The organism is Ammonicoccus luteus (assembly GCF_050880385.1).
Lineage (GTDB): Bacteria > Actinomycetota > Actinomycetes > Propionibacteriales > Propionibacteriaceae > Enemella.
On sequence record NZ_JBNZCI010000006.1, the window covers coordinates 67,763 to 89,908 of the forward strand.

The 22,146-nt window shown below is 67.3% G+C and carries 17 protein-coding genes; 15 read left to right on the forward strand and 2 right to left on the reverse strand.

Annotated features, from left to right (window positions below; translation table 11 throughout):
- Positions 1-48 precede the first annotated feature (48 nt).
- From rplA to ACQ260_RS13720, 11 genes are all read left to right on the forward strand, one after another.
- Positions 49-753 carry a 50S ribosomal protein L1 gene (rplA, locus tag ACQ260_RS13670; protein WP_432560013.1) on the forward strand — a complete coding sequence of 235 codons (705 nt, stop codon included), beginning with the start codon at positions 49-51 and terminating at the stop codon, positions 751-753.
- 651 nt (positions 754-1,404) lie between these two features.
- The gene (gene rplJ / locus ACQ260_RS13675) at positions 1,405-2,082 is read left to right on the forward strand and encodes a 50S ribosomal protein L10 (protein ID WP_432560014.1); all 678 of its coding nucleotides are present in this window, start codon (positions 1,405-1,407) and stop codon (positions 2,080-2,082) included.
- Between the two features lie 15 nt (positions 2,083-2,097).
- Positions 2,098-2,496 carry a 50S ribosomal protein L7/L12 gene (gene rplL, locus ACQ260_RS13680; RefSeq protein ID WP_432560015.1) on the forward strand — a complete coding sequence of 133 codons (399 nt, stop codon included), beginning with the start codon at positions 2,098-2,100 and terminating at the stop codon, positions 2,494-2,496.
- Positions 2,497-2,747: 251 nt separating this feature from the next.
- On the forward strand, positions 2,748-4,130 hold the full coding sequence (gene benA / locus ACQ260_RS13685; protein WP_432560016.1) for a benzoate 1,2-dioxygenase large subunit: 1,383 nt from the start codon (positions 2,748-2,750) through the stop codon (positions 4,128-4,130).
- A gap of 47 nt (positions 4,131-4,177) precedes the next feature.
- Positions 4,178-4,696, forward strand: coding sequence for a benzoate 1,2-dioxygenase small subunit (gene benB / locus ACQ260_RS13690; RefSeq protein ID WP_432560017.1), 519 nt, complete (start codon positions 4,178-4,180; stop codon positions 4,694-4,696).
- A gap of 34 nt (positions 4,697-4,730) precedes the next feature.
- Positions 4,731-7,436 (forward strand): benzoate 1,2-dioxygenase electron transfer component BenC, encoded by a 2,706-nt coding sequence (gene benC / locus ACQ260_RS13695; RefSeq protein WP_432560018.1) that lies wholly within the window; start codon positions 4,731-4,733, stop codon positions 7,434-7,436.
- A gap of 87 nt (positions 7,437-7,523) precedes the next feature.
- Positions 7,524-10,199: a LuxR C-terminal-related transcriptional regulator gene (locus ACQ260_RS13700; protein ID WP_432560019.1), complete on the forward strand. Its 2,676-nt coding sequence runs from the start codon at positions 7,524-7,526 to the stop codon at positions 10,197-10,199.
- 33 nt (positions 10,200-10,232) lie between these two features.
- A complete protein-coding gene (locus ACQ260_RS13705) occupies positions 10,233-11,420 on the forward strand; it encodes a sensor histidine kinase (RefSeq protein ID WP_432560020.1) in 1,188 nt (395 codons plus the stop codon).
- Complete coding sequence (locus ACQ260_RS13710) at positions 11,417-12,088, forward strand: response regulator (RefSeq protein WP_432560021.1); 672 nt, start codon at positions 11,417-11,419, stop codon at positions 12,086-12,088. The genes ACQ260_RS13705 and ACQ260_RS13710 overlap by 4 nt, the downstream gene beginning before the upstream one ends.
- Positions 12,089-12,197: 109 nt before the next feature.
- Positions 12,198-13,298, forward strand: coding sequence for a DUF418 domain-containing protein (locus tag ACQ260_RS13715; protein WP_432560022.1), 1,101 nt, complete (start codon positions 12,198-12,200; stop codon positions 13,296-13,298).
- Positions 13,238-14,131, forward strand: a complete 894-nt coding sequence (locus tag ACQ260_RS13720) for an SGNH/GDSL hydrolase family protein (RefSeq protein ID WP_432560023.1) — start codon at positions 13,238-13,240, stop codon at positions 14,129-14,131. Before ACQ260_RS13715 ends, ACQ260_RS13720 begins: the two co-directional genes overlap by 61 nt.
- Before the next feature lie 55 nt (positions 14,132-14,186).
- Here the strand turns inward: ACQ260_RS13720 and ACQ260_RS13725 are convergent, their stop codons facing one another.
- Both ACQ260_RS13725 and mobA read right to left on the reverse strand, forming a co-directional pair.
- The gene (locus tag ACQ260_RS13725) at positions 14,187-14,465 is read right to left on the reverse strand and encodes a DUF6457 domain-containing protein (RefSeq protein ID WP_432560024.1); all 279 of its coding nucleotides are present in this window, start codon (positions 14,463-14,465) and stop codon (positions 14,187-14,189) included.
- 10 nt (positions 14,466-14,475) lie between these two features.
- Positions 14,476-15,156 (reverse strand): molybdenum cofactor guanylyltransferase, encoded by a 681-nt coding sequence (mobA, locus tag ACQ260_RS13730; protein WP_432560025.1) that lies wholly within the window; start codon positions 15,154-15,156, stop codon positions 14,476-14,478.
- Positions 15,157-15,219: 63 nt separating this feature from the next.
- Here mobA and ACQ260_RS13735 point away from each other — a divergent pair, with 63 nt between their 5' ends.
- From ACQ260_RS13735 to narI, 4 genes are read left to right on the forward strand one after another with little or no spacing between them, the layout of a single operon-like run.
- Positions 15,220-18,945, forward strand: a complete 3,726-nt coding sequence (locus tag ACQ260_RS13735) for a nitrate reductase subunit alpha (protein WP_432560026.1) — start codon at positions 15,220-15,222, stop codon at positions 18,943-18,945.
- The gene (narH, locus tag ACQ260_RS13740) at positions 18,945-20,594 is read left to right on the forward strand and encodes a nitrate reductase subunit beta (protein WP_432560027.1); all 1,650 of its coding nucleotides are present in this window, start codon (positions 18,945-18,947) and stop codon (positions 20,592-20,594) included. The genes ACQ260_RS13735 and narH overlap by 1 nt, the downstream gene beginning before the upstream one ends.
- Positions 20,591-21,325: a nitrate reductase molybdenum cofactor assembly chaperone gene (gene narJ, locus ACQ260_RS13745; protein ID WP_432560028.1), complete on the forward strand. Its 735-nt coding sequence runs from the start codon at positions 20,591-20,593 to the stop codon at positions 21,323-21,325. Before narH ends, narJ begins: the two co-directional genes overlap by 4 nt.
- Positions 21,325-22,116 (forward strand): respiratory nitrate reductase subunit gamma, encoded by a 792-nt coding sequence (narI, locus tag ACQ260_RS13750; RefSeq protein WP_432560029.1) that lies wholly within the window; start codon positions 21,325-21,327, stop codon positions 22,114-22,116. Before narJ ends, narI begins: the two co-directional genes overlap by 1 nt.
- Positions 22,117-22,146 lie beyond the last annotated feature (30 nt).

Here is a 22,146-nt window from a genome sequence, read left to right on the forward strand (position 1 = left end):
CCCGCACCACGACTGACACACACAAACAGATCGCAAAGGAAGTCAGACATGCAGCGCAGCAAGGCCTATCGCGCGGCCGCTGAGAAGCAGACCGCCGACAAGCTGTACGCCCCGACCGAGGCACTCGGTCTCATCAAGGAAAACGTTTCGGCCAAGTTCGACGAGACCGTCGACGTGGCCATGCGCCTCGGGGTCGACCCCCGCAAGGCGGACCAGATGGTGCGCGGCACCGTGAACCTTCCGCACGGCACTGGCAAGACGGCACGGGTCCTCGTCTTCGCCACCGGTGAGAAGGCAGAGCAGGCGCTCGCGGCCGGTGCCGACGAGGTCGGTTCCGATGAGCTCATCGCCAAGGTCCAGGGTGGCTACCTGGACTTCGACGCAGTCGTCGCCACGCCGGATCTGATGGGCAAGGTCGGTCGCCTGGGCCGCGTGCTCGGCCCGCGCGGTCTGATGCCGAACCCGAAGACCGGCACGGTCACCCCGGACGTGGCGAAGGCCGTGACCGACATCAAGGGCGGCAAGATCGAGTTTCGCGTGGACCGGCACGCCAACCTGCACTTCATCATCGGCAAGGCCTCGTTCACCGATCAGCAGTTGCAGGACAACTACTTCGCCGCACTCGACGAGGTGCTGCGACTCAAGCCGTCCAGCTCGAAGGGTCGCTACATCAAGAAGATCACCTTCTCCTCGACGATGGGTCCCGGCGTGTCCGTCGACCCCGGCAAGCTGAAGGCGGAAGCCGCGGAGTGACCTCCTTGGGCTCCGCGCGCAGCGGAGTCACGAACGCATTCGCGCCCGGCCGTTCAGGATCTTGGATCCGACGGCCGGGCGCGGCCGTTTCGGCGTCCTGGCGGTGCGCCCAGGTGCGGATGGCTCGTGAACGAGCTGCTGCCTGCGCGCTCCACCCGGCGCGTTGCGAGATCAGCCTCATCGATGATGAGGAGCCTCAATTCCTTGCGGTCGTTCCCTGCCCCTAGGGTGGTTAACCGTTCATCTCGACTGCTGGGATCAGCAGGCGGTCAGATTTGTTCGGAATGCCTATCAGGGCTGCCGAATCTCGTATTCCATGACACGCATCGGCAAGGCGGGTTCCGGCTGGGGCAGTTCTTCGGCCGTGTCCCCGGGAGCGATCCCGGCGGTCGCTCGGGGCAGGATTTTGCCGAGGCGGGAGCCATGCCTTAGAGTTGCCCGAGCCGAAGACCGCTGGTTGATCGGGCTTGTCCCGATCCGAAGTTCCGCCGCAGGCGGAGGCCCGCGCAGGTGACACGCAAGCTGACTTGAGCGCCTTCGCGCGCGCTCCTCGCCAGCCCCGTGCGCCCTGCGCATGGGGCTTTTTTCATGCCCGCGGGACTCGGCGGGCCACCACTGTGGTGGTCACCAGGAGAAGTGGGAAGGAGCACCATGGCAAGGCCGGACAAGGCAGCCGCGGTGGCTGAGTTGGCGGACAGGTTCACCAACTCGCAGGCCGCTGTGCTGACCGAGTATCGCGGACTTTCCGTGGCGGCACTCAAGGAGCTGCGCCGCAGCCTCGGTGAGGACGCCACCTATGCCGTGACGAAGAACACTCTGACCCAGATTGCAGCCAAGAATGCCGGCATCGAGGGGCTCGATGAGCAGCTCGCCGGTCCGACTGCGATCGCGTTCATCACCGGCGACATCGCGGCGGTGGCGAAGGGTCTGAAGAACTTCAGCAAGGACAACCCGCTTCTGGTCATCAAGGGCGGCGTCATGGAGGGCAAGCTCCTCGACGCCGACGGCGTGAAGAAGCTCGCGGACCTCGAATCCCGCGAGGTGCTCCTGGCCAAGCTGGCCGGTGGCATGAAGGCCAACCTCAACAAGGCCGCGTATGTCTTCGCAGCGCCCGCGTCCAAGCTCGCTCGTGCTCTGGGCGCGCTGGAGCAGGCCGCGCAGGAGGACCCCAGCAAGATCGGCGGCGCCGGTGTTGCGGACCAGAAGCCTGAGAACGTGTCGGCCGAGGCCGGCGAACCCGAGGCAGCGCCCGCTGCGGAGGACACCGAGGAATCCGCGGCCACGGCTGCCGGGACCGACTCTGCAGCCGGCGCTGCAGAGGAGAACTGAGAAAGGACGCCCATCATGGCGAAGCTGAGCAACGACGAGCTCCTTGACGCTTTCAAGGAGATGACCCTGATCGAGCTCTCCGAGTTCGTGAAGCTGTTCGAGGAGACCTTCGACGTCACCGCTGCCGCTCCGGTGGCCGTGGCCGGCGTGGCTGCTCCGGGTGCTGCCGGTGGCGACGCCGGTGGCGACGCCGCGGAGGAGAAGGACGAGTTCGACGTCATCCTCGAGTCCGCGGGTGACAAGAAGATCCAGGTCATCAAGGAGGTGCGCGCTCTCACCTCGCTCGGCCTGAAGGAAGCCAAGGAGCTGGTGGAGTCCGCTCCGAAGGCGATCCTGGAGAAGGCCAAGAAGGACGAGGCCGACGCCGCCAAGGAGAAGCTCGAGGCTGCGGGTGCCACCGTCAGCGTCAAGTGATCGCATTGTTTGACTAGGTCGTAAGGTGGGCTCCATGCGCCACCTAGGATCTGTTGCAGCCGGGCTCCCGTGGGAGCCCGGCTGCGGCAATTCCGGCACCTTTGCAGGCAACCGTCCGAACCCTGAGCACCCTGGGTCAATCCTAGGGTATTGCCCGGTGTGGCCAGGGTGGGTTACCGGCAGAGTGTGAGCGTATATCCGGCCGCAATCCGGCGTGTCGGACAGTGACAGAGTCGCCACTGGAGGGCTACATGACTGCGCACACCGATCTGGACCAGCTCCTCATTGAGGATCATGAGAACGGCGTCTTCCGCGCCAATCGTTCGATCTTCACCAATGAAGAGCTCTACGAGCTCGAGATGAAGCACATCTTCGAAGGCAACTGGATCTACCTGGCCCACGAGAGCCAGATCCCCAACCCCGGCGACTACTTCACCACGTGGATGGGACGTCAGCCGGTCGTCATCACGCGGTCCAAGGACGGCACGCTGAACGCGATCATCAACTCGTGCTCGCACCGCGCCGCCATGCTGTGCCGTCGCAAGACGGACAACCGCATGACCTTCACCTGCCCGTTCCACGGCTGGACCTTCCGCAACGACGGCAAGCTCCTCAAGGTCAAGGATCCGGACGGCGCCGGCTACCCGGACAGCTTCAACGTCGAGGGCTCGCACGACCTCACCCATGTCGCGAAGTTCGATTCCTATCGCGGCTTCCTCTTCGGCTCGCTCAACCCCGACGTCCTGACGCTCGAAGAGCACCTCGGTGACGCGACCAAGGTCATCGACCTCCTCGTCGACCAGTCGCCGGAGGGCCTCGAGGTGCTCCGTGGCGCGTCGACCTACACCTACGACGGCAACTGGAAGGTGCAGGCCGAGAACGGTGCCGACGGTTACCACGTGACCGCGGTTCACTGGAACTACGCCGCCACCACCGCCCGCCGTGGCATGGGCGAGTCCAAGAACACCACCAAGACCCTCAACGCCGGCTCCTGGGGCAAGCAGGGTGGCGGCTACTGGTCCTTCCCGCACGGTCACCTGTGCCTGTGGACCTATGCGGCCAACCCGGAGGACCGTCCGCTGTGGCCGGTCGTCGACGAGCTCGTCGAGAAGCACGGCAAGGCCAAGGGTGAGTTCATGGTCAAGGGCTCGCGCAACCTGTGCCTCTATCCGAACGTGTATCTGATGGACCAGTTCTCCACCCAGATCCGTCACTTCCGTCCGATCTCCCAGGACCAGACCGAGGTCACCATCTACTGCATCGCCCCCAAGGGCGAGAGCGACGAGGCACGCGCCAATCGCATCCGTCAGTACGAGGACTTCTTCAACGCCTCCGGCATGGCTACCCCGGACGACCTGGAAGAGTTCCGCGCCTGCCAGTTCACCTTCAAGGCTGCCGCTGCTCCGTGGAACGACATGTCGCGCGGCTCCACCCAGTGGATCGACGGCCCGGACCAGCTCGCCAAGGACCTCGGCATGGACGGTGTCATCTCCTCCGGATCCACCAACGAGGACGAGGGTCTCTACCCGGTTCAGCACGCCTACTGGCTGCAGGTCATGAAGGCTGCCCAGGCCGGCAAGAACCCGGCGACGACGGTGCGCGGCGCCGAGCATGTCCTGCCCCAGGACATGTGATCCGAAATATCCAGAGCCGACACAACGACGTCAAGGACTCATAAACAATGACCAATACCGCTGTTGACACCCAGGTGAACATCGACCAGACCACCATCGAGCAGTTCCTCTATCGCGAGGCTCGTTATCTCGACGATCGCGAGTTCGAGACCTGGCTGGAGTGCTACTCCGAAGATGTTGTCTTCTGGATGCCCACCTGGGCCGACGACGACAAGCTGACCAGCGATCCCAACCGTGAGGTCTCGCTCCTCTACTACCCCAACCGGGGTGGCCTCGAGGACCGCGTCTTCCGAATCCGGACCGAGCGCTCGAGCGCGACCTCCATCCCGGAGCCGCGCACGTCGCACAACATCTCGAACGTCGAGATCATCGAGCGCCGGGGCAACATGATCGATGTGCGCTTCAACTGGCACACGATGTACTACCGGTACAACAATGTTGACCCGTACTACGGCACCTCGTTCTACACGATCGACTTCGGCGGCGAGCAGCCGGTCATTCGACGCAAGACGGTGATCCTGAAGAACGACTACATCCACCACGTGGTGGACATCTACCACATCTGATCCCCGGACAGCTCACCCAAAGGAGAGAGGTCCAATGGCGGACTACAAAGTGGCACTGTCCTTCGAGGACGGTGTGACGCGATTCATTCGGGTCAAGGAAAATCAGACCATCGCGAATGCGTCGTACCAGCAGAAGATCAACATCCCGATCGACTGCAACGACGGCGCATGTGGTGCCTGCAAGTGCTTCAACGAGTCGGGCGAGTACGACATGCCCGAGAGCAGCTATGTCGAGGACGCGCTGAGCGCGGCCGAGCGTGCGGATGGCTATATCCTGACCTGTCAGGCGAAGCCCCGTTCCGACATGGTGATCCAGGTGCCGACCTCGTCGGCAGTCGCCAAGACCACGTCGGCGAACTACACCGCCACCGTCACCGAGATCCACAAGTTCCCCGGTGACCTGGTGGTGCGGATGAAGGTCAAGATCCCCAACCGGGAGGATCTTGCCTTTCTGCCGGGTCAGTATGTGAATATCGCGGTTCCGGGTTCCGATGACACCCGTGCCTACTCGTTCTCGAGTGGCCCGGACGACGAGGAACTGGAGTTCCAGATCAAGATCGTCCCTGGTGGTCTGATGTCGACTTGGCTCGACAAGACCGCCAAGGTCGGCGACACGTTCGAGTTCAACGGCCCGCACGGCTCGTTCTTCCTGCGCGAAGCGATGCGTCCGGTCCTCTTGGTCGCCGGTGGCACCGGCTTGGCCCCGATCATGTCGATGCTGCGGCATGTGAAGGCCACCGGCAGCGCCCGTGTCTTCCATCTTGTCTACGGTGCCAACACCGACGAGGACATCGTGGAGACCGACCTGTTGGATCAGTGGGCCAAGGAACTGCCGAACTTCTCCTGGGACTACTGCGTCGCCGATCCCAATGCGAAGGCCGCCAACAAGGGCTTCGTCATGGGGATCATCGAACCCGAGCACCTGCACGCGGGTGACGCCTCCATCTATCTCTGCGGTCCGCCGCCGATGGTGGAAGCTGTTCGCGAGCATGTGAAGGGCATCGGCGTCGAGCCGAACGGCTTCTTCTACGAGAAGTTCACCTCCTCCACCCCGGCCAAGACGGCCGTGGACGTCGCCGCTACCGGCGAGCCCGCGGTCCCCGCTCTGGCTCCGGAGGAGACCGTTCGCAAGGTCGCGGCGAACATGGCCCGAGGCGCCAAGCGGGAGCTCATCCTCGCCGGCGAGGGCGGCCGTTCGATCATGGGCCAGGAGATGTTCGACTCCACCGAGATCGGCGCTGCCCCCGGCGGCGCCCCCGCGGTGGCGGCTCCCGGACTTGTCCGCACCGTCATGGGTCAGTTGATTCTGGCCGATGAGGGCGAGGCGACCGGGACTGTCGAGGCCGATGCGTCGATCGCGCCGGTGCAGGCGACCCGCACCATCATGGGTCAGGAGATCTTCGGTGAGTCCGACATCGAGTCGCTCGCCGGTGCCGAGATCTCGGGCATCGCGGCAACGTTCCTGCCGGATCAGACCGATGAATACGAGATCGGTGAGGAGCACCCGGCGATTCAGAAGTCCGATGCGATCTTCGAGGCCCGCCAGGCTCTCGAGCTGGGTGCGATCGAGCTGGTGCTCGGCCGCCTGAACTCCCAGCAGATCGCGGCTTATCGGATGCTGGCCGAGGCGACTGTGCCGTATGTCAAGGGTGATCAGTTCACCGATCCGTTGGGCTTCACCGAGACCAACGCGGCGTTCCACGATTACCTGTTCAGCATGACCAACAACCAGCACCTGCTGCAGGCCTATCAGCGCCTGGGCGTCAAGGGTGAAATGGAAGAGGTCCTGAAGAACGCGCACTGGTGCCACCCGTTGATCGCCAAGGACCATCTCGACATGGTCGACGCGATCGAGGCGGGCGACCGCCAGCGGGCTCGCGACCTGTTCATCGCTCACGCCGACCGGTCCAAGCTGACCATGCGGCGTGCGATGCGGGATGCGCAGACCACCCCGTTCGTCAGCCCCGGCCGGTTCGCCGGCAAGGTTGTCGTCATCACGGGTGCGGCCCAGGGCATTGGCGAAGCGGTGGCCAAGCGGATCCACGCCGAGGGCGGCAAGCTCGTGCTCGCCGACCGCTCGGACCTCGTGGAAAGCGTGGCGAACAACCTGGCTCAGACCGGCAGCGAAGCGATTTCCACCCTGGTGGATCTCGAGACGATGGCTGGTGCCCAGCAGGTTGTCGATGCCGCGATCGCTAAGTTCGGTCGGATCGACGTGGCCATCCACGTCGTCGGTGGCACCATCTGGCGCAAGCCGTTCGATGAATACACCGAGGACGAGATCGTCAAGGAGATCAATCGCTCTCTGTATCCGACGATGTGGTCCTGCCGCGCGGTGCTCCCGCACCTCTATGAGCGTGGCAAGGGCACCATCGTCAACGTGTCGTCGGTGGCGACCACCGGTCTCAACCGTCTGCCCTATGCGGCGGCGAAGGGTGGCGTCAACGCGCTCACCCGCTCGCTCGCCTGGGAGGCGGCGGAGCACGGTGTCCGCGTCGTCGCGACTGCGCCGGGTGGGACCGACGCACCTCCGCGGAAGATTCCGCGGGGTGGCGAGCCCCAGAACGAACGCGAGCAGGGCTGGCACCAGACGACGGTCGATCAGACCATCGAGTCGTCTCTGCTGAAGCGTTACGGCTCGCTCGACGAGCAGGCCGCAGCGATCTGCTTCCTGGCATCCGATGAGGCTTCCTACATCACCGGCACCACCCTGCCGGTTGCTGGCGGAGACCTCGGCTGACCCTCAACCCTCCAGTGGGATGCGCCCTGTCACCTGTGGTGGCAGGGCGCATCCTCGTTTCGGCCCCGAAAGGTATCCTCCCCGGACATGGAGCGTTTCGAGCACAACGGTGAGCCGCACAACGATGGTGCGACACGGTCAGTGCCCCAATTGGTGGACGCCGCGCTCGGCGGCCGACCCACCGTCCTTCTCCTGCTCGGACGCAACGGCGACGACGTCCACTCCGTCATCGACACTCTGGTCCGACCCGTGGCTGCCGCTCGAGGTGTCCGGGACGCCGATGTCCTCGAGGTGACTGGCCTGTCCTGGGAACAGGGTCTGGAATTCGGGATCCTCGATCGACTGGGCTTCGACCGCGACGAGCCGGCCAAGTCGCTGATGAAGCTGGCCTCGTCGCCGACCGTCATTCTGATCACCGAGGCCGCCGACGCCGACTCGGCCTCCCTCCGCGCTCTCTCGTCCGCGGTTCATCGGTTGCATGATCAGCCGCTGCTGGTCCTCATGGCCGGCACGGTGGACGACCCGACGCAGGAGGACCAGGCGCCCCTGAGCGAGATCCGGCGAGCGCATCGGCGGACTACCTCCATCGTCGAAGCCCTGGATGCCCACGGCGTCCGGGAGTTCGTGTCCCGGATGGGCGTCGCCCTCGACGAGGGCGTGGCCCGGCGCCTGGCCCGGCACACGGATGGGTCTCCCTCGGCGATCGCGGAATTGCTGGCCCACCACGATCCCGCGGCCTGGAAGGCTCCCGATTTCCAGTTGCCTCCGACCCGCTCCGCGCTCGCTCGCATGCGCGCCACGCTCGCTGCGACGACACCCGACGTCGCGGCCCTGGTCGAGGCCTGCGCGATCATCGGCCGCTGGGTGCCGATCGAGGAAGTCGGTGAGGTCGCGGGTCTGGCCGAGCCACTGGCGGTGCTCGATGCAGCGATCGAGCAGAACCTGCTGCGTGTTCGGCGGGCGAGCCTCCGCCTGCTCGTGGGCTTTCCGAGTCGCATGGCGCGCGCGGCGGCGTACGAATCGATGGGCGTTGCCCGCCAACGACTGCTCCACGAACGCGCCGCGACGCTCATGTCCGACGAGGGCTTGGCCCTGCGGCAGAAGTCGATGGCCGCCGGTGGTCCCGACGAGGAGGTGGCCGCGCTGATCGACGCCTATGCCGAGAAGTGCGCCGCCGACGGCGTCTGGGACACCGCGGGCGAAGCCTGGCTGGCCGCCAGCAGGCTCTCCGTCACCCCCAGCGACCAGACCCGGCGGCTGGTTGCCTGCGTCGACGCGAAGGTCAGTGCCGGCAACCTCTATGACGCGCTCGCCCTGATCCCGGAACTCGAGCGGACCGAGGTGTCGGCTCAGCGCGACGGGGTGCTCGGCTACCACCAACTGCTGTTGGGGCACCGCGACGAGGCGGACATGCTGCTGAAACGGGCGTGGGCCGGAGCCCAGCACCTGGAAGATCGCGACACCGGAGCCGTGATCGCGCACCGACTCGCGCTGCATGCCCTCGTCGACTGGAACTCGGAAGGTCTCGTGCACTGGTGCGAGGCCGCAATGGCCGACCCAGAAAGCGTTCCGGGTCTGGAAGCACTGACGATGCTCGGGCTCGGGCTGGGTGGCTGCGGCCGCGTCGAAGAGGCACTGCAGGTGTGTGCCGAGGCCACCGGGCGAATGCGCACCGGAGCGCAGGGACAACGTGCGCTCATGGGCCAGGGCTGGCTGCACCTAGCGCTCGACCGCGTGCCGCTCGCCGCGCACGAGCTGGAGACCGCAGCCCCGACCTCCACCTGGCGGGGCTCGTCCCGCATCTCGCTGTGGTCGAACGCCTGGCTCGCCCAGGCCCGGATCGCGCTCGGTGACCTGCGCGCAGCCCAGTCGGCAGTCGACAGGGCGATCCCGATGATGGAGGAATCGGGCCAGAACATCATGATGCCGCTCGTGCACTGGGCGGGTGCCCAGATCGCGTCCCTGCGCGGTGACCTGGACACTGCCGAACACCATGCCGCGAAGGCCTCCTCGGTGCGCACCGACTATCAGAGCATGCAGATCGCGGCCGCGATGGCGCGGGTGGCGGTGGCCATGGCGCGCAGCGACTACACGGGGGTGCTGCGGGCGTTCGAGCAGTTGCGGATCGACGAGCTCTATCCCGGGATCAACGAGCCGGGATTCTGGCCGTGGCACGATTCGTACGCGATCGCTCTCGTCGCCACCGGTGAACGCGACGCGGCCGATGCGTTCCTCCGGCCGCACGAAGAGCGCGCCGCGCAACGGCAGCACCGCTCGACCATGGCCCGACTCGGAGGCGCTCGGGGTCGGCTCAGGTTCTCCCAGGGCGACACCAACGGTGGCCGCGAGGCCTTCGAAACCGCGCTCGGCCAGATCAGCGATCTCCCGCTGCCGCTGGTCCGGGCGAGGCTGCACTTCGAATACGGTCAGGCCCTGCGCCGCATCGGCAAGCGCCGGGACGCCGAGGCCGAGCTCTATCGGGCACGGCGCGGATTCGCGGCGATGGGCGCGACCGGTTACGTCGACCGCTGCAACCGGGAGCTCAAGGCCGGCAGCCGGACCCGGGACGCCGACTCGTTGACCGACCTGACCCCGCAGGAACAGGCGGTCGTGGACCTGGTGCTGCAGGGGATGACCAACCGCGAGGTCGCAGCCACGCTGTTCATCTCGGTGAAGACGGTGCAGTACCACCTGACCCGCGTCTATTCCCGCCTCGGCGTGCGATCCCGCGCCGAGCTCGCGGCGCTGCGGATGAACAACTGAACCGACCGGCGGGGACGACGCACGATGACGCAGATGACGCGGCACAACCGCTGGCCGGACGTGCTCCCGCTGCTGGGGCTGGCGCCCGTGGTGATTCCGGCAGGCCTGGCGCTCGGCAACAAGCCGTTGGGCTTGTTGCTGGCGGTGGCCGCGCTCGTGCCCCTGTGGTGGAGGCGCAGGCACGCTGACACCGTCCTCGCCTGGCTGACGGTGCTGGCCGGGGCACAACTCCTTGCGACGGACTCACCGTCCGCGATCAACCTCACCTATCTCGTCGGGCTGTATTCAGTGGCCCGACACGGGGCCCAGCGGTTCCGGTGGGTGTGGCCGACGGTCGCGGTGCTTGGGGCTCTCGCCGGCGCGCTCGATTGGACCAAGGACGAGATCGGCCACGTCTCGAGGGCCGTCTATGCCGGGGATCTGGCGATCGCCTTTGTGCTGGCGGCCGCGTTGGCGTTGCTGGCGTGGGGCGCAGGCCGCTATGTGGGTCAGTGGCGCAGCCTGCAACGCAGCCGGGCCGACGCCGAGAGCCAGCGACTCCGACTGGCAGTGGCCGCCGAACGGTCCGACCTCGCCCGCGACGTGCACGACGTCATCGGCCATTCGCTGGCCCTGATCGCGGTTCGGGCGGAGAGCGCCCGCTATCTCGCCGAGGCGGGGGATGAGGTCGAGCTGACCCCGGAGGAGAAGCTCGCGGAAGCGAGTCGCGCGCTGGCCGACATCCGGGTGACCGCGCGTGCGGCGCTCGACGACACGCGATCGCTCGCGGCCATGTTCCGCAGCGCTGCGCGAGCCGATGAGGCGCCGGACGAGCCCGCCCACGCCCCGGCGCCCTCGCTGGCAGACATCCCGGCGCTCGTGGAGCGCTGGCAGGCCACCGCTCACCGTGTCGATTTCGCCCAGTCCGACGACCTGCCCGCCCTCTCCGGACCCGCCGGGGTGGCCGCCTATCGGGTCGTGCAAGAGGGCCTCACCAAAATCGCCAAGCACGCGCCGGGCGCCACCTCGGTCACGGTCACCGTGCTCGCGGCCGGCGACGCGGTCGAGATCCGCGTCGCCAATGACGGTGCGACCGCGCCGCGGGACGGGGTCGGCACCGGCCTGGCCGGGTTGCGCGAGCGGGTGGAGGCGGTGGGCGGCCGTTTTAGTGCCGGGCCGTCGGCGAGCGATCGGTTCGAGGTGTACGCCCACCTCCCGGCGCGAACGGAGATCCTCTCATGACGATCCGTGTGGTCATTGCCGACGACCAAGCCCTCGTGCGCACGGGCTTCGGAGCAATCATCCGTGCCCAGCGCGACATGACGCTCGTCGGGGAAGCCGCCGACGGCGCAGCGGCCGTCGACCTTGCTCTGCTGTTGCGCCCCGACATCGTGCTGATGGACGTCCGGATGCCCCGCATGGACGGCATCGCCGCCACGCGGGCAATCGTCGCCCGGGCCCCGGAGACCCGCGTGCTCGTTCTCACCACGTTTGACCTCGACGAATACGTCTTCCGGGCGCTGTCCGCGGGGGCGGGCGGATTCCTGCTGAAGGACGCCGACGCGGGGGAGTTGCTGCGGGCGATCCGGGCCGTGTGCGCGGGCGACGCCGTGGTGGCCCCGTCCGCGACGCGACGACTGCTCGACCGCTACGTCACGGGGACGCCGGATGCCGCGCCCGGGGGCGCCGCCGACCAACTCACCGAGCGCGAACGTCAGGTCGTTGTCCGGGTCGCGCAGGGACTGACGAACGGCGAGATCGCGAACGCCCTCCACCTCGCGGAGTCGACGGTGAAGACGCACATCAACAGGATCCTCGCCAAGCTGGAACTTCGTGACCGGGTCGCCCTGGTGGTGTTCGCGTACGACGCCGGTCTCGTCGCTGCCCGCACCGATCCGGAGCGCGACTGACGCGTTCGTTCCACCCACGGGTGGAACCTCGGGCGGACCATTCCACCCGGCGTACCCTCCCGGCCGCCACCGCTGGCCCGCACCATCGGGCCTCGGCAGGGTGGAGGACATGAACACCCGTTACCACTTCCTCGATGTGCTCCGCGGCTTCGCGATCGCCGGCATCCTGCTGGTCAACACGGCGGACATCACCCGATTGGGCTACGACGTACCCTTCGGCAGCGGCGCCAGTGCCGGTCCCGCCGAACCGTGGCTGCACTATCTCGTGTCCGGCCGGTTCGTGCCGATCTTCGAGTTGCTCTTCGGCGTGAGCCTGGCGCTCGTGATCGCTTCCGTCCGCAACCGTGGCGCGCAACCGGCATGGGTGCTGGTGCGCCGGTTCGGCGCGCTGTTCGTGATCGGGCTCGCCCATGCGCTCGTTTATCCGGGGGAGATCCTGCGGATCTATGCGGTCGCGGGGTTGGTCTGCCTGCCTGTGGTGCTGCTGGTTCCCAGGGCGATCGTGCTGGGCCTCGGCGTCGTGGGGACGGCGGTGGGGTTCGGGGTGTTCGGGGGCGGTATTCCGGCCACCCCGGGGCTCTTCCTCCTGGGAGCGGCTGCGGTCGCGTACGGCCTCCTCGACCGACTCGAACACCCGACCCGCGGCATCCGGATCGCGGTCGCCGTCGTCGCGCTGGCCGCCGTGCCGGCGCTCTGGTGGCAGAGCCAGCACCCGGGCGACCCCCGCTTCACGACGGCCGGCGGGGTGGCCGGCGGGGTGGCCGGCGGGGTGCTCGCGCTGCTGTATATCGGCCTGCTCGCCCTGCTCACCGCCAGCCCGGTCGGTCGCGTGCTGCGGGCAGCGTTCGAGCCGCTGGGTCGGATGGCGCTCACCAACTACGTGACCGCCAGCCTGATCGTGGCGCCGCTGGGGCTGTGGCTCGGGTTCACACGCACCCGGGATCTCGCTCCCGGGCTGGTGATCGCGGTCGCGGTGCTCCTGGTCCAATCGCTGGTGTCGAGGTTGTGGCTGCACCACTTCCGCTATGGCCCCATCGAGTGGCTGTGGCGCATGGTGACGTGGCTGCGCCCGGTGCCCCTGCGCAGGAGTTCACCAGCCGTTCACGGGGGTGTTGCGCAGCATGCACCGGCGATTGGGGAGACTCAGGCGTGCGCGTGTGGAACCGATGGTGGCGATGGATCAGTTGGTCGGCGCTCGTTGTCGCGCTGACCGTGCTCGTCCAGGTCGGTGGCAAACGGTTGCTGACCCGGCAGGCCGCTGCGGCTCGTGAAGTGATCTTCGCCCACGACATCGGTGAGGAGACGCCCAACGGCGAGAAGATCTATCGCCGCAAGGCGTCGGGTCGGCTCGAACTGCTGGTCGTCGGGGACTCGATCGCCGCCGGCCTGGGGGCAGAGCGGCGCCGGGACACCATCGGCGGTCGCCTGGCGAAGGAGGTCGCGAGGCGCACGGACACCTCGGTCCACCTCTTCACGGCCGCCGTGGTGGGCGCTCAGACCAGCGAGGTGCTGGATCAGATCGACGGGCTGCCCGGCGAATACCGCCCCGATCTGGCGATCGTCATCGTCGGCGGCAACGATGTCACCCACCGGGTCCCGATCTCCCGTTCCGTCTCCGCTCTGGTCGAGGTGATCACCCGGCTGCAGGACCGCGGAGCCGATGTCGTCGTGGCCACGTGTCCGAATCTGGGAGCGATCCGCCCGCTCCGACAGCCCCTGCGGACGATCGCCGCCCGCCGCAGCGCGCTGCTCGCCACGGCCCAGCGCAAGGCGGCACTGGCCCACGGGGCCCGCACGGTTTCACTCGGCCGGGTTGTCGGCCGCATTTTTCTCGCCGAACCCGAGACCATGCTCGGGCTGGACATGTTCCACCCGTCGCCCGGTGGCTATCGGCGGATCGCCCAGGCGATGCTGCCGTCGGTGCTCGCCGCGGTGGGGGAGACGCAGGATCTGCCGCGCGGGCACTATGTCCCCCGGTCGGTCCGTCGGGCGGAGCGTGAGGACTCTGCAGGAGTACGCGAGTTGGCCGGTCGGTCCGGTTAGCCGTTCAGCCGGGCCTGGCGATTCAGCCGGCCTGCCGGTCAGCTGGTCCGGTGGTTCAGCCCGTCACCTCGACCGACGGCGCTGCGCGCCAGGCATCGGCGCGACGTGTCAGCTCGACGAGCACCGTCTGCGCGGACAATCCGCGGCCGGCGGCGAGACCGGCCACGAACGCGGTGACCGGCACGCCGGGCCGGAGCACACCGTGCGCCACCGCCTTGGCAAGGTCCAGGATCTCGCCGACGGGGACGTCGTCGGGATCGACACCGACCTCCGGCGCGATGGCAGCGACCCAGTCGTCGAGCTCGCTCAGGTCCTGGCTGCGGTCGTGGGGCATGGTTCCTCCATCACTGGTCGAGGCGGGGACTGGGGACGGCGATCCCGAGGCGCGCCGCCGTGGCCGGGTCGTCGACATCGTCGAGCAGGTCGTCGGGGAGCGTGACCGACCGGGTGCGCAGCCCGGAGACGAGTCGCCGGACCGAGACATCGCGGCCACCATCGCACGCGGCCAGGGCGGCCGCCAGCGCGGCCCGACGATAAAGCGCGAACAGGGTCTGCCGGTGCCCGGTCGAGTCGGTCGGGGTGATGAGGTCGACGTCGTTGCGATCTGACCCGTCCTGCGGGTCAGAACACGAGCGCTCCGATTCTGATCCGCTGGGCGGGTCAGAACACAAGGACGCGAACAACTCCACCACGGCCTCCGCGGCGCGCGGGTGATCGCACGCGGTGATCAGCAGCCACTCCGCGTCACAACCGATTCGGTCGAGCTCCGCGAGACCGGCCGCGATGCCGGCAACGGGGCCCCCGAACGGCGGGTCCTCGCGCACGAGGCTGCGTACTCCCGCATCCCCACCGACCGCCAAGTCCGGCGGCCCGACGACGACCTGGTGGCACGCGTCGCGCCCGGCCACCATCGCGTGGGCCAAGAGGGTCCGGTCCTCGAACACGAGGTCACATTTGGGGACCTTTCCTAGGCGGCGCGATCGCCCGCCTGCAAGGATGACATGGGAATGCGTGAGCTTGACCACAGCGGCAGCCTAGGCGGCGGCGCAGGATAGCGATAAAAGACTCGGAACAATAGGGTGAATGTCATGACGGAGAAGTCCACGCCCACCCGTCCGATCGGTCCGGACGGACCCTTCACCGATGCCCTCCTCGGGCTCGGCCGGTTTTTCAGCAGGGCTGAAACCACGGACGACAAGCGCGCGGTGTTCCACCACGGCGGCCGCGAAGGCGATGTGTTCTATCGCGATCGCTGGAGCCACGACAAGGTGGTGCGCTCGACCCACGGCGTGAACTGCACCGGTTCGTGCTCCTGGAAGGTCTATGTCCGGGACGGCATCATCACCTGGGAGGCGCAGCAGACCGACTATCCGTCGACGGGTGCCGACCGCCCGGAGTACGAGCCGCGCGGCTGCCCGCGAGGCGCTGCCTTCTCCTGGTACACCTATTCGCCGACGCGGGTGAAATATCCCTATGGCCGTGGCGTGCTCGTCGACATGTATCGCGAGGCCCGCAAGCAGTTCGCCGATCCCGTCGAGGCCTGGCAGTCGATCGTCAACGACCCGGAGAAGCGCCGGACCTATCAGCGGGCCCGCGGCAAGGGCGGTCTGGTCCGCCTGAGCTGGGACGAGGCACTCGAGCTCACCGCCGCCTCCTATGTCCACACGATCAAGACGTGGGGCCCGGACCGGCTCGTCTCCTTCTCGCCGATCCCGGCCATGAGCCAGGTCTCCCACGCGATCGGCACCCGCTTCACCCACCTGCTGGGTGGGGCGATGACGAGCTTCTATGACTGGTACGCAGACCTGCCCGTTGCCTCGCCCCAGGTGTTCGGCGACCAGACCGATGTGCCCGAGTCCGGCGACTGGTGGGACGCGACCTATCTGATGATGTGGGGCTCCAACGTCCCCATGACCCGGACCCCCGACGCGCACTGGATGACCGAGGTCCGTTATCGCGGCACCAAGGTCGTCACGGTAAGCCCCGACTATGCGGAGAACACCAAGTTCGCCGACGAGTGGATGCCCGCCCAAGCGGGGACCGACGCAGCCCTGGCGATGGCGATGGGCCATGTCATGCTCAAGGAGTTCTTCGTCGACCGCAAGGTGGACTTCTTCCGGGACTACGTCACGACCTACACGGACCTGCCGCACCTCGTCCGCCTCGAGGAGCGCCACGGGCAACTGTGCGCCGGCAAGTTCCTGACGGGCGCCGATCTCGGCAACGACTCCGAGGACCCGGCCTTCAAGACCGTCGTGTTCGATGTCGGCACCGACGATGTCGCGATCCCCAACGGCTCGATGGGTTTCCGCTATGCGGAGACCGGCCAGGGCAAGTGGAACCTCGACCTCGGCGACGTGCAGCCCGCGCTGTCCTTGGCCGATGTCGACCACGAGGTCGCGGAGATCGCGATGCCGGCGTTCGTCGACCCGCGCGGCGAGGGTTCGGTGATCACCCGCGGCGTCCCCGTGCGCCGGGTCGGTGACCATCTGGTCACGACGGTGTTCGACCTGATGCTCGCCCAGTACGGCGTGCACAGGGACGGGCTCCCGGGCGAGTGGCCGGCGGGTTATCACGACGCGGAGTCGCCGTACACGCCGGCGTGGCAGGAGTCGATCACCTCGGTTTCGGCCGAGCAGTGCATCCGGATCGCCCGCGAGTTCGCGACCAACTCGGAGCAGTCGAAGGGCCGCACGATGATCATCATCGGCGCCGGCATCTGCCACTGGTTCCACGCCGACGTCACCTATCGCTCGATCATGGCGCTGCTCATGCTGACCGGTTGCATCGGCCGCAACGGCGGCGGCTGGGCGCACTATGTGGGCCAGGAGAAGTGTCGGCCGATGATCGGCTGGTTCAACCTCGCGAACGCCCTCGATTGGTCGCGCCCGCCGCGGACGATGATCGGCACGGGCTATTGGTATATGCACACCGACCAGTGGCGCACCGACGGCTATTCAGCCGACGTGCTCACGTCGCCGTTGTCGACCGGTTCGCTCGACGGCACCCATGCGGCGGACGCCATGGTCAAGTCCGCGCGGCTCGGCTGGATGCCGTTCTATCCCCAGTTCGATCGCAACCCGCTCGACCTTGCGGACGAAGCCAAGGCTGCGGTCGAGGCGGGTGAGGCCGACTCGGTCGGCGAGTGGATCGCGAACGAGCTCAAGGAAGGCCGGCTCAAGTCGGCGATCGAGGACATCGACGCGGAGCACAACTGGCCGCGCAACCTCATCCTGTGGCGCTCGAACCTGTTCGGCTCGTCGGCCAAGGGCAACGAATATTTCCTGAAGCACCTCCTCGGCACCCACAACAACGTGATGGAGAACAACCACGGAGCCGACCTGCGGCCCCAGGAAATCACGTGGCACGAGGAAGCGCCCGAGGGCAAGCTCGACCTGTTGGTGTCCGCGGACTTCCGCATGACCTCCACGACGCTGCTGTCGGACATCGTGCTGCCGGCAGCGACCTGGTACGAGAAGTACGACCTGTCCTCCACCGACATGCACCCCTATGTGCACGCGTTCACGCCGGCGATCACGCCGCCGTGGGAATGCAAGTCGGACTTCGAGATCTTCCGTCTGTTGGCGGAGCGGATCTCGGCGTACGCCCGAACCCACCTGGGCACCCGGTCGGACATCGTCGCCGTCCCGCTCCAGCACGACACCCCGGGCCAGATCGCCCAGCCCGGCGGTCACGTCTATGACTGGAAGGGCACCCAGCTCCCCGCCAGGCCCGGCAAGAACATGCCGAATCTGATGGTGGTCGAACGGGACTACACGGCCATTGCCGAGAAGCTGCTCTCGGTGGGTCCGCTCGCCGACCGGCTCGGGTTCACGATCAAGAACATCACCTATGACGTCACCCACCAGGTCAACCAGCTCGGGCAACTGCACGGGGTGTTCGACCGGGGTGTCGCCGCGGGCCGGCCGGTGATCAACACCGACGAACGCTTCGCCGAGGCGATCCTCATGTTCTCGGGCACGACGAACGGAGAGCTCGCGACGCAGGGCTTCCGGACGCTCGAGAAGATGACCGGCCGCCGGCTCGCGGACCTGTCCGAGGGCTCGGAGGAGCGGCGGATCTCGTTCGTGGAGACCCAGAACGCACCCCAGCCGGTGATCACGTCGCCGGAGTGGTCGGGCTCGGAGACCGGCGGGAGGCGCTATGCGGCGTTCACGGTCAACACCGAACGGCTCAAGCCGTGGCACACCCTGTCGGGGCGGATGCACTTCTTCCTCGACCACGACTGGATGATCGACTCCGGGGAGCAGCTGCCGATCTATCGTCCGCCGCTGAACATGACGCGGATGTATGGCGAGCCCGAGCTGGGCGACGTCACCGGTGTGAACGGCGGCCGCGAGGTCGCGGTCCGCTATCTGACCGTCCACAACAAGTGGTCGATCCACTCCGAATATCAGGACAACCTGTTCATGCTGTCGTTGAGTCGCGGCGGGCCGGCGTGCTGGATGAGCCCGGGTGACGCCGCCGCGATCGATGTCAACGACAACGACTGGGTCGAGTTGGTCAACGCGAACGGCGTGTTCGTCGCCCGCGCGATCGTCACCCACCGGCTCCCGGACGGGATCGTGTTCGTCCCGCACGCCCAGGAGCGGACGGTCGACACCCCGAAGTCGGAGGCGACCGGCCGTCGCGGCGGCATCCACAACTCCGTCACCCGGATCCTGCTGAAACCCACGCACCTGATCGGTGGCTACGCCCACCAGGCGTACGCCTTCAACTATCTCGGCCCGACCGGCGTCCAGCGCGACATCGTGTCGGTGGTCCGCAAGCGCTCCCAGGAGGTCCAGTACTGATGCGCATCATGTGTCAGGCCGCCATGGTCATGAACCTCGACAAGTGCATCGGTTGCCATACCTGCTCGGTCACCTGCAAGCAGGCGTGGACCAACCGGGCCGGCACCGAGTATGTCTGGTTCAACAACGTCGAAACCCGGCCCGGCCAGGGCTACCCGCGCCGTTATGAGGACCAGGAGAAGTGGAAGGGCGGCTGGACCCTCAACCGGCGCGGCCGGCTGCAGCTCAAGTCCGGTGGCCGGCTGTCGAAGCTTCTCGGCATCTTCGCCTCCCCGGTCCAGCCGGAGCTGGACGACTATTACCAGCCGTGGACCTATGACTACGCGACGCTCATCGACGCGCCGCTCGGTGACGACTTCCCGGTCGCCCGGCCGAAGTCGCTGATCACCGGCAAGGACATGAAGATCGAGTGGTCGGCCAACTGGGACGACGACCTCGGCGGTGCGACGCAGCATGCCCAGGAGGACCCGATCGTCGCGAAGCTCCGCGAAGAGGCGAACATCGAGATCCAGCACGCCTATGAGCAGACGTTCATGTTCTATGTGCCGCGCATCTGCGAGCACTGCCTCAACCCGTCGTGCATGGCGTCGTGCCCGTCCGGCGCGATCTACAAGCGCGCCGAGGACGGCATCGTGCTCGTCGACCAGGACCGCTGCCGCGGCTGGCGCCAATGCGTGACCGGCTGTCCCTACAAGAAAATCTATTTCAACCACCGCACCGGCAAGGCCGAGAAGTGCACGTTCTGTTATCCGCGGCTCGAGGTCGGGCTGCCGACCGTCTGCGCGGAGACCTGCGTCGGGCGCCTGCGCTATATCGGCGTCATCCTCTATGACGCGGACGCGGTGACGGCCGCGGCCTCGGTGCCGGATCCGCAGGATCTGTACGCCAGCCAGCTCGACCTCATGCTCGACCCCAACGACCCCGAGGTGATCGCCGCTGCGCGCCGCGAGGGCATCCCGGAGGACTGGCTCGAGGCGGCCCGGCGTTCGCCGATCTATGCGCTCGCCAAGGAGTTCAAGGTCGCGCTGCCGTTGCATCCGGAATATCGGACGATGCCGATGGTGTGGTATATCCCGCCGCTCTCCCCGGTCGTCGACATGCTGTCCCGCCAGGGCCACGACGCGGAGGACGCCGGGGTGCTGTTCGGTGCCCTCGATGCGCTGCGGATCCCGGCCGAATATCTCGCTGAGCTCTTCACCGCCGGAGATGTCGGGGAGATCGACCGCGTTCTGCGCACGCTGGCCGGGATGCGGTCCTATATGCGCGGGGTGACCCTCGGGACCGGCGCCGACGAGTCCATCGCCGAGTCGATCGGGATGAGCGGTGACGCTCTGCGCCGGCTCTATCGCCTGCTGGCGATCGCGAAATACAACGAGCGCTATGTGATCCCGAAGGCTCACTGGGAGCAGGCCCACGACCTCGAGGAACTGGGTTGTTCCCTGGACTACGAGGGTGGCGAGGGCATGTTCGAGTCCGGTCCGTTCGGCGAGGCTTCCGGCCGGCCGGTGCCGGTCGCGGTCGAGAACTTCATGGCGCTCAAGGAACGGCAGACCAGCACCCATGCCGCCAGCGACGACCAGATGTCCAAGCGCGTCAACCTCCTCAACTGGGACGGGCAGGGTTCACCGATCCAGAAGGAGCACACATGAGGTGGCCCGGACGAAAACGGTCGGGCGCTGCCGAGGGGGCGCGGAGGCGGCCCGACGAGCAGGCGACGAGTGTGTACGCCGCAGCCGCGCTGGTGCTCGCGTACCCCGATCAGGCGCTGGTGGACCGACTCGACGCGATCGCCGAAACCGCCGCCCGGGCGGGCGTGGGGGAGGAGTTCGCACCGCTGCTGGCGCACCTGCGCGGTGAGCTCACCGAGATCCAGGCCCAGCACGCGCAGGAGTTCGACTATTCCCGGCGTCATGCGCTGAACCTGACCTACTGGATCGACGGCGACACCCGTCGCCGCGGGGAATCGTTGCTGCGCTACAAGCAGGCGTACCGCGACTCCGGCCTCTTCGTCGACCTGGGCGGCGAGCTGCCGGACTATCTGCCGATGGTGCTGGAGTTCGCCGTCCACGACCCGGAGCGCGGGCGGGAACTGCTCAGCGCATCCCGCCCCGCGCTGGAGTTGCTGCGGTTCGCGCTGCGCGATGACGAGCTGCCGCATGCGGGCGTCATCGCGGCGATCTGCGCCACGCTGCCGGGCGACTCGCCCACCGACCGGCTGTCGGTCACCCGCATGCAGGGCTGGCAGCCCCCGACCGAGACCGTCGGGGTCGGCGGCCCGGTCGACATTGCCCTCGCGCCCTATTCGATGACCTCATCCGGGTCAGCGCCCTCGGTTCCCCATGGCGTACGCCTGCCCATCCTCAACTCCCAGGAGCTGTGATGACACCCCGCGACTACGGTGCCCTCGACATCATTCTCTGGGGCATCCTTCCCTACGTCTCCCTCGCCCTGCTGATCGGCGGCACCATCTGGCGGTGGCGCTATGACCAGTTCGGTTGGACCACCCGCTCGTCGCAGCTCTATGAGGGCCGCCTGCTGCGGATCGCCTCACCGCTGTTCCACTTCGGCATCCTGGTCGTGGTCGGTGGCCACGCGATGGGTCTGCTGATCCCCAAGCGGTGGACCGATGCGATCGGCATCAGCCAGCACAACTATCACCTGCTGGCGCTGAGCCTCGGTGCGCTCGCCGGCATCTGCACGCTCATCGGCGTGACGCTGCTGGTGGTCCGGCGCCGCCTGACCGGGCCGGTGTTCCAGGCGACGACCGCGAACGACAAGTTCATGTACATCTTCCTGGTCGGCGCCATCGTCCTCGGTCTCATCGCGACGTTCTTCGGCACCATCACCCCGGAGGGCCAGCCCGAGCACAACTATCGCGAGACCGTGTCGATCTGGTTCCGCTCGATCTTCATGCTCCAGCCCAACGTCGGAGTGATGACCGCGGCCACGCTGGTGTTCAAGATCCACGTGCTCGTCGGCATGCTGCTGTTCGCGATCTGGCCGTTCACGCGGCTGGTGCACGCGTTCAGCGCGCCCGTGACCTATCTGTTCCGTCCCTACGTCGTCTATCGCTCCGCCGACAAGAAGCGTCCCAGCGGCAGCTCCGGTGGGCGTCGGGGTTGGGAACCGATCGGTACGCCTGACCGCGAGCGGAAGCGCACTCGCACCTGACCCACCGCCCTCGGTCGAACCTCATCCGCC

Excerpts from the sequence above, each read along its gene's own strand:
- rplA (WP_432560013.1), top strand. The coding sequence starts at position 49 with ATGCAGCGCAGCAAGGCCTATCGCGCGGCCGCTGAGAAGCAGACCGCC.
- rplJ (WP_432560014.1), top strand. The coding sequence starts at position 1,405 with ATGGCAAGGCCGGACAAGGCAGCCGCGGTGGCTGAGTTGGCGGACAGG.
- rplL (WP_432560015.1), top strand. The coding sequence starts at position 2,098 with ATGGCGAAGCTGAGCAACGACGAGCTCCTTGACGCTTTCAAGGAGATG.
- benA (WP_432560016.1), top strand. The coding sequence starts at position 2,748 with ATGACTGCGCACACCGATCTGGACCAGCTCCTCATTGAGGATCATGAG.
- benB (WP_432560017.1), top strand. The coding sequence starts at position 4,178 with ATGACCAATACCGCTGTTGACACCCAGGTGAACATCGACCAGACCACC.
- benC (WP_432560018.1), top strand. The coding sequence starts at position 4,731 with ATGGCGGACTACAAAGTGGCACTGTCCTTCGAGGACGGTGTGACGCGA.
- ACQ260_RS13700 (WP_432560019.1), top strand. The coding sequence starts at position 7,524 with ATGGAGCGTTTCGAGCACAACGGTGAGCCGCACAACGATGGTGCGACA.
- ACQ260_RS13705 (WP_432560020.1), top strand. The coding sequence starts at position 10,233 with ATGACGCGGCACAACCGCTGGCCGGACGTGCTCCCGCTGCTGGGGCTG.
- ACQ260_RS13710 (WP_432560021.1), top strand. The coding sequence starts at position 11,417 with ATGACGATCCGTGTGGTCATTGCCGACGACCAAGCCCTCGTGCGCACG.
- ACQ260_RS13715 (WP_432560022.1), top strand. The coding sequence starts at position 12,198 with ATGAACACCCGTTACCACTTCCTCGATGTGCTCCGCGGCTTCGCGATC.
- ACQ260_RS13725 (WP_432560024.1), bottom strand. The coding sequence starts at position 14,465 with ATGCCCCACGACCGCAGCCAGGACCTGAGCGAGCTCGACGACTGGGTC.
- ACQ260_RS13735 (WP_432560026.1), top strand. The coding sequence starts at position 15,220 with ATGACGGAGAAGTCCACGCCCACCCGTCCGATCGGTCCGGACGGACCC.
- narH (WP_432560027.1), top strand. The coding sequence starts at position 18,945 with ATGCGCATCATGTGTCAGGCCGCCATGGTCATGAACCTCGACAAGTGC.
- narJ (WP_432560028.1), top strand. The coding sequence starts at position 20,591 with ATGAGGTGGCCCGGACGAAAACGGTCGGGCGCTGCCGAGGGGGCGCGG.
- narI (WP_432560029.1), top strand. The coding sequence starts at position 21,325 with ATGACACCCCGCGACTACGGTGCCCTCGACATCATTCTCTGGGGCATC.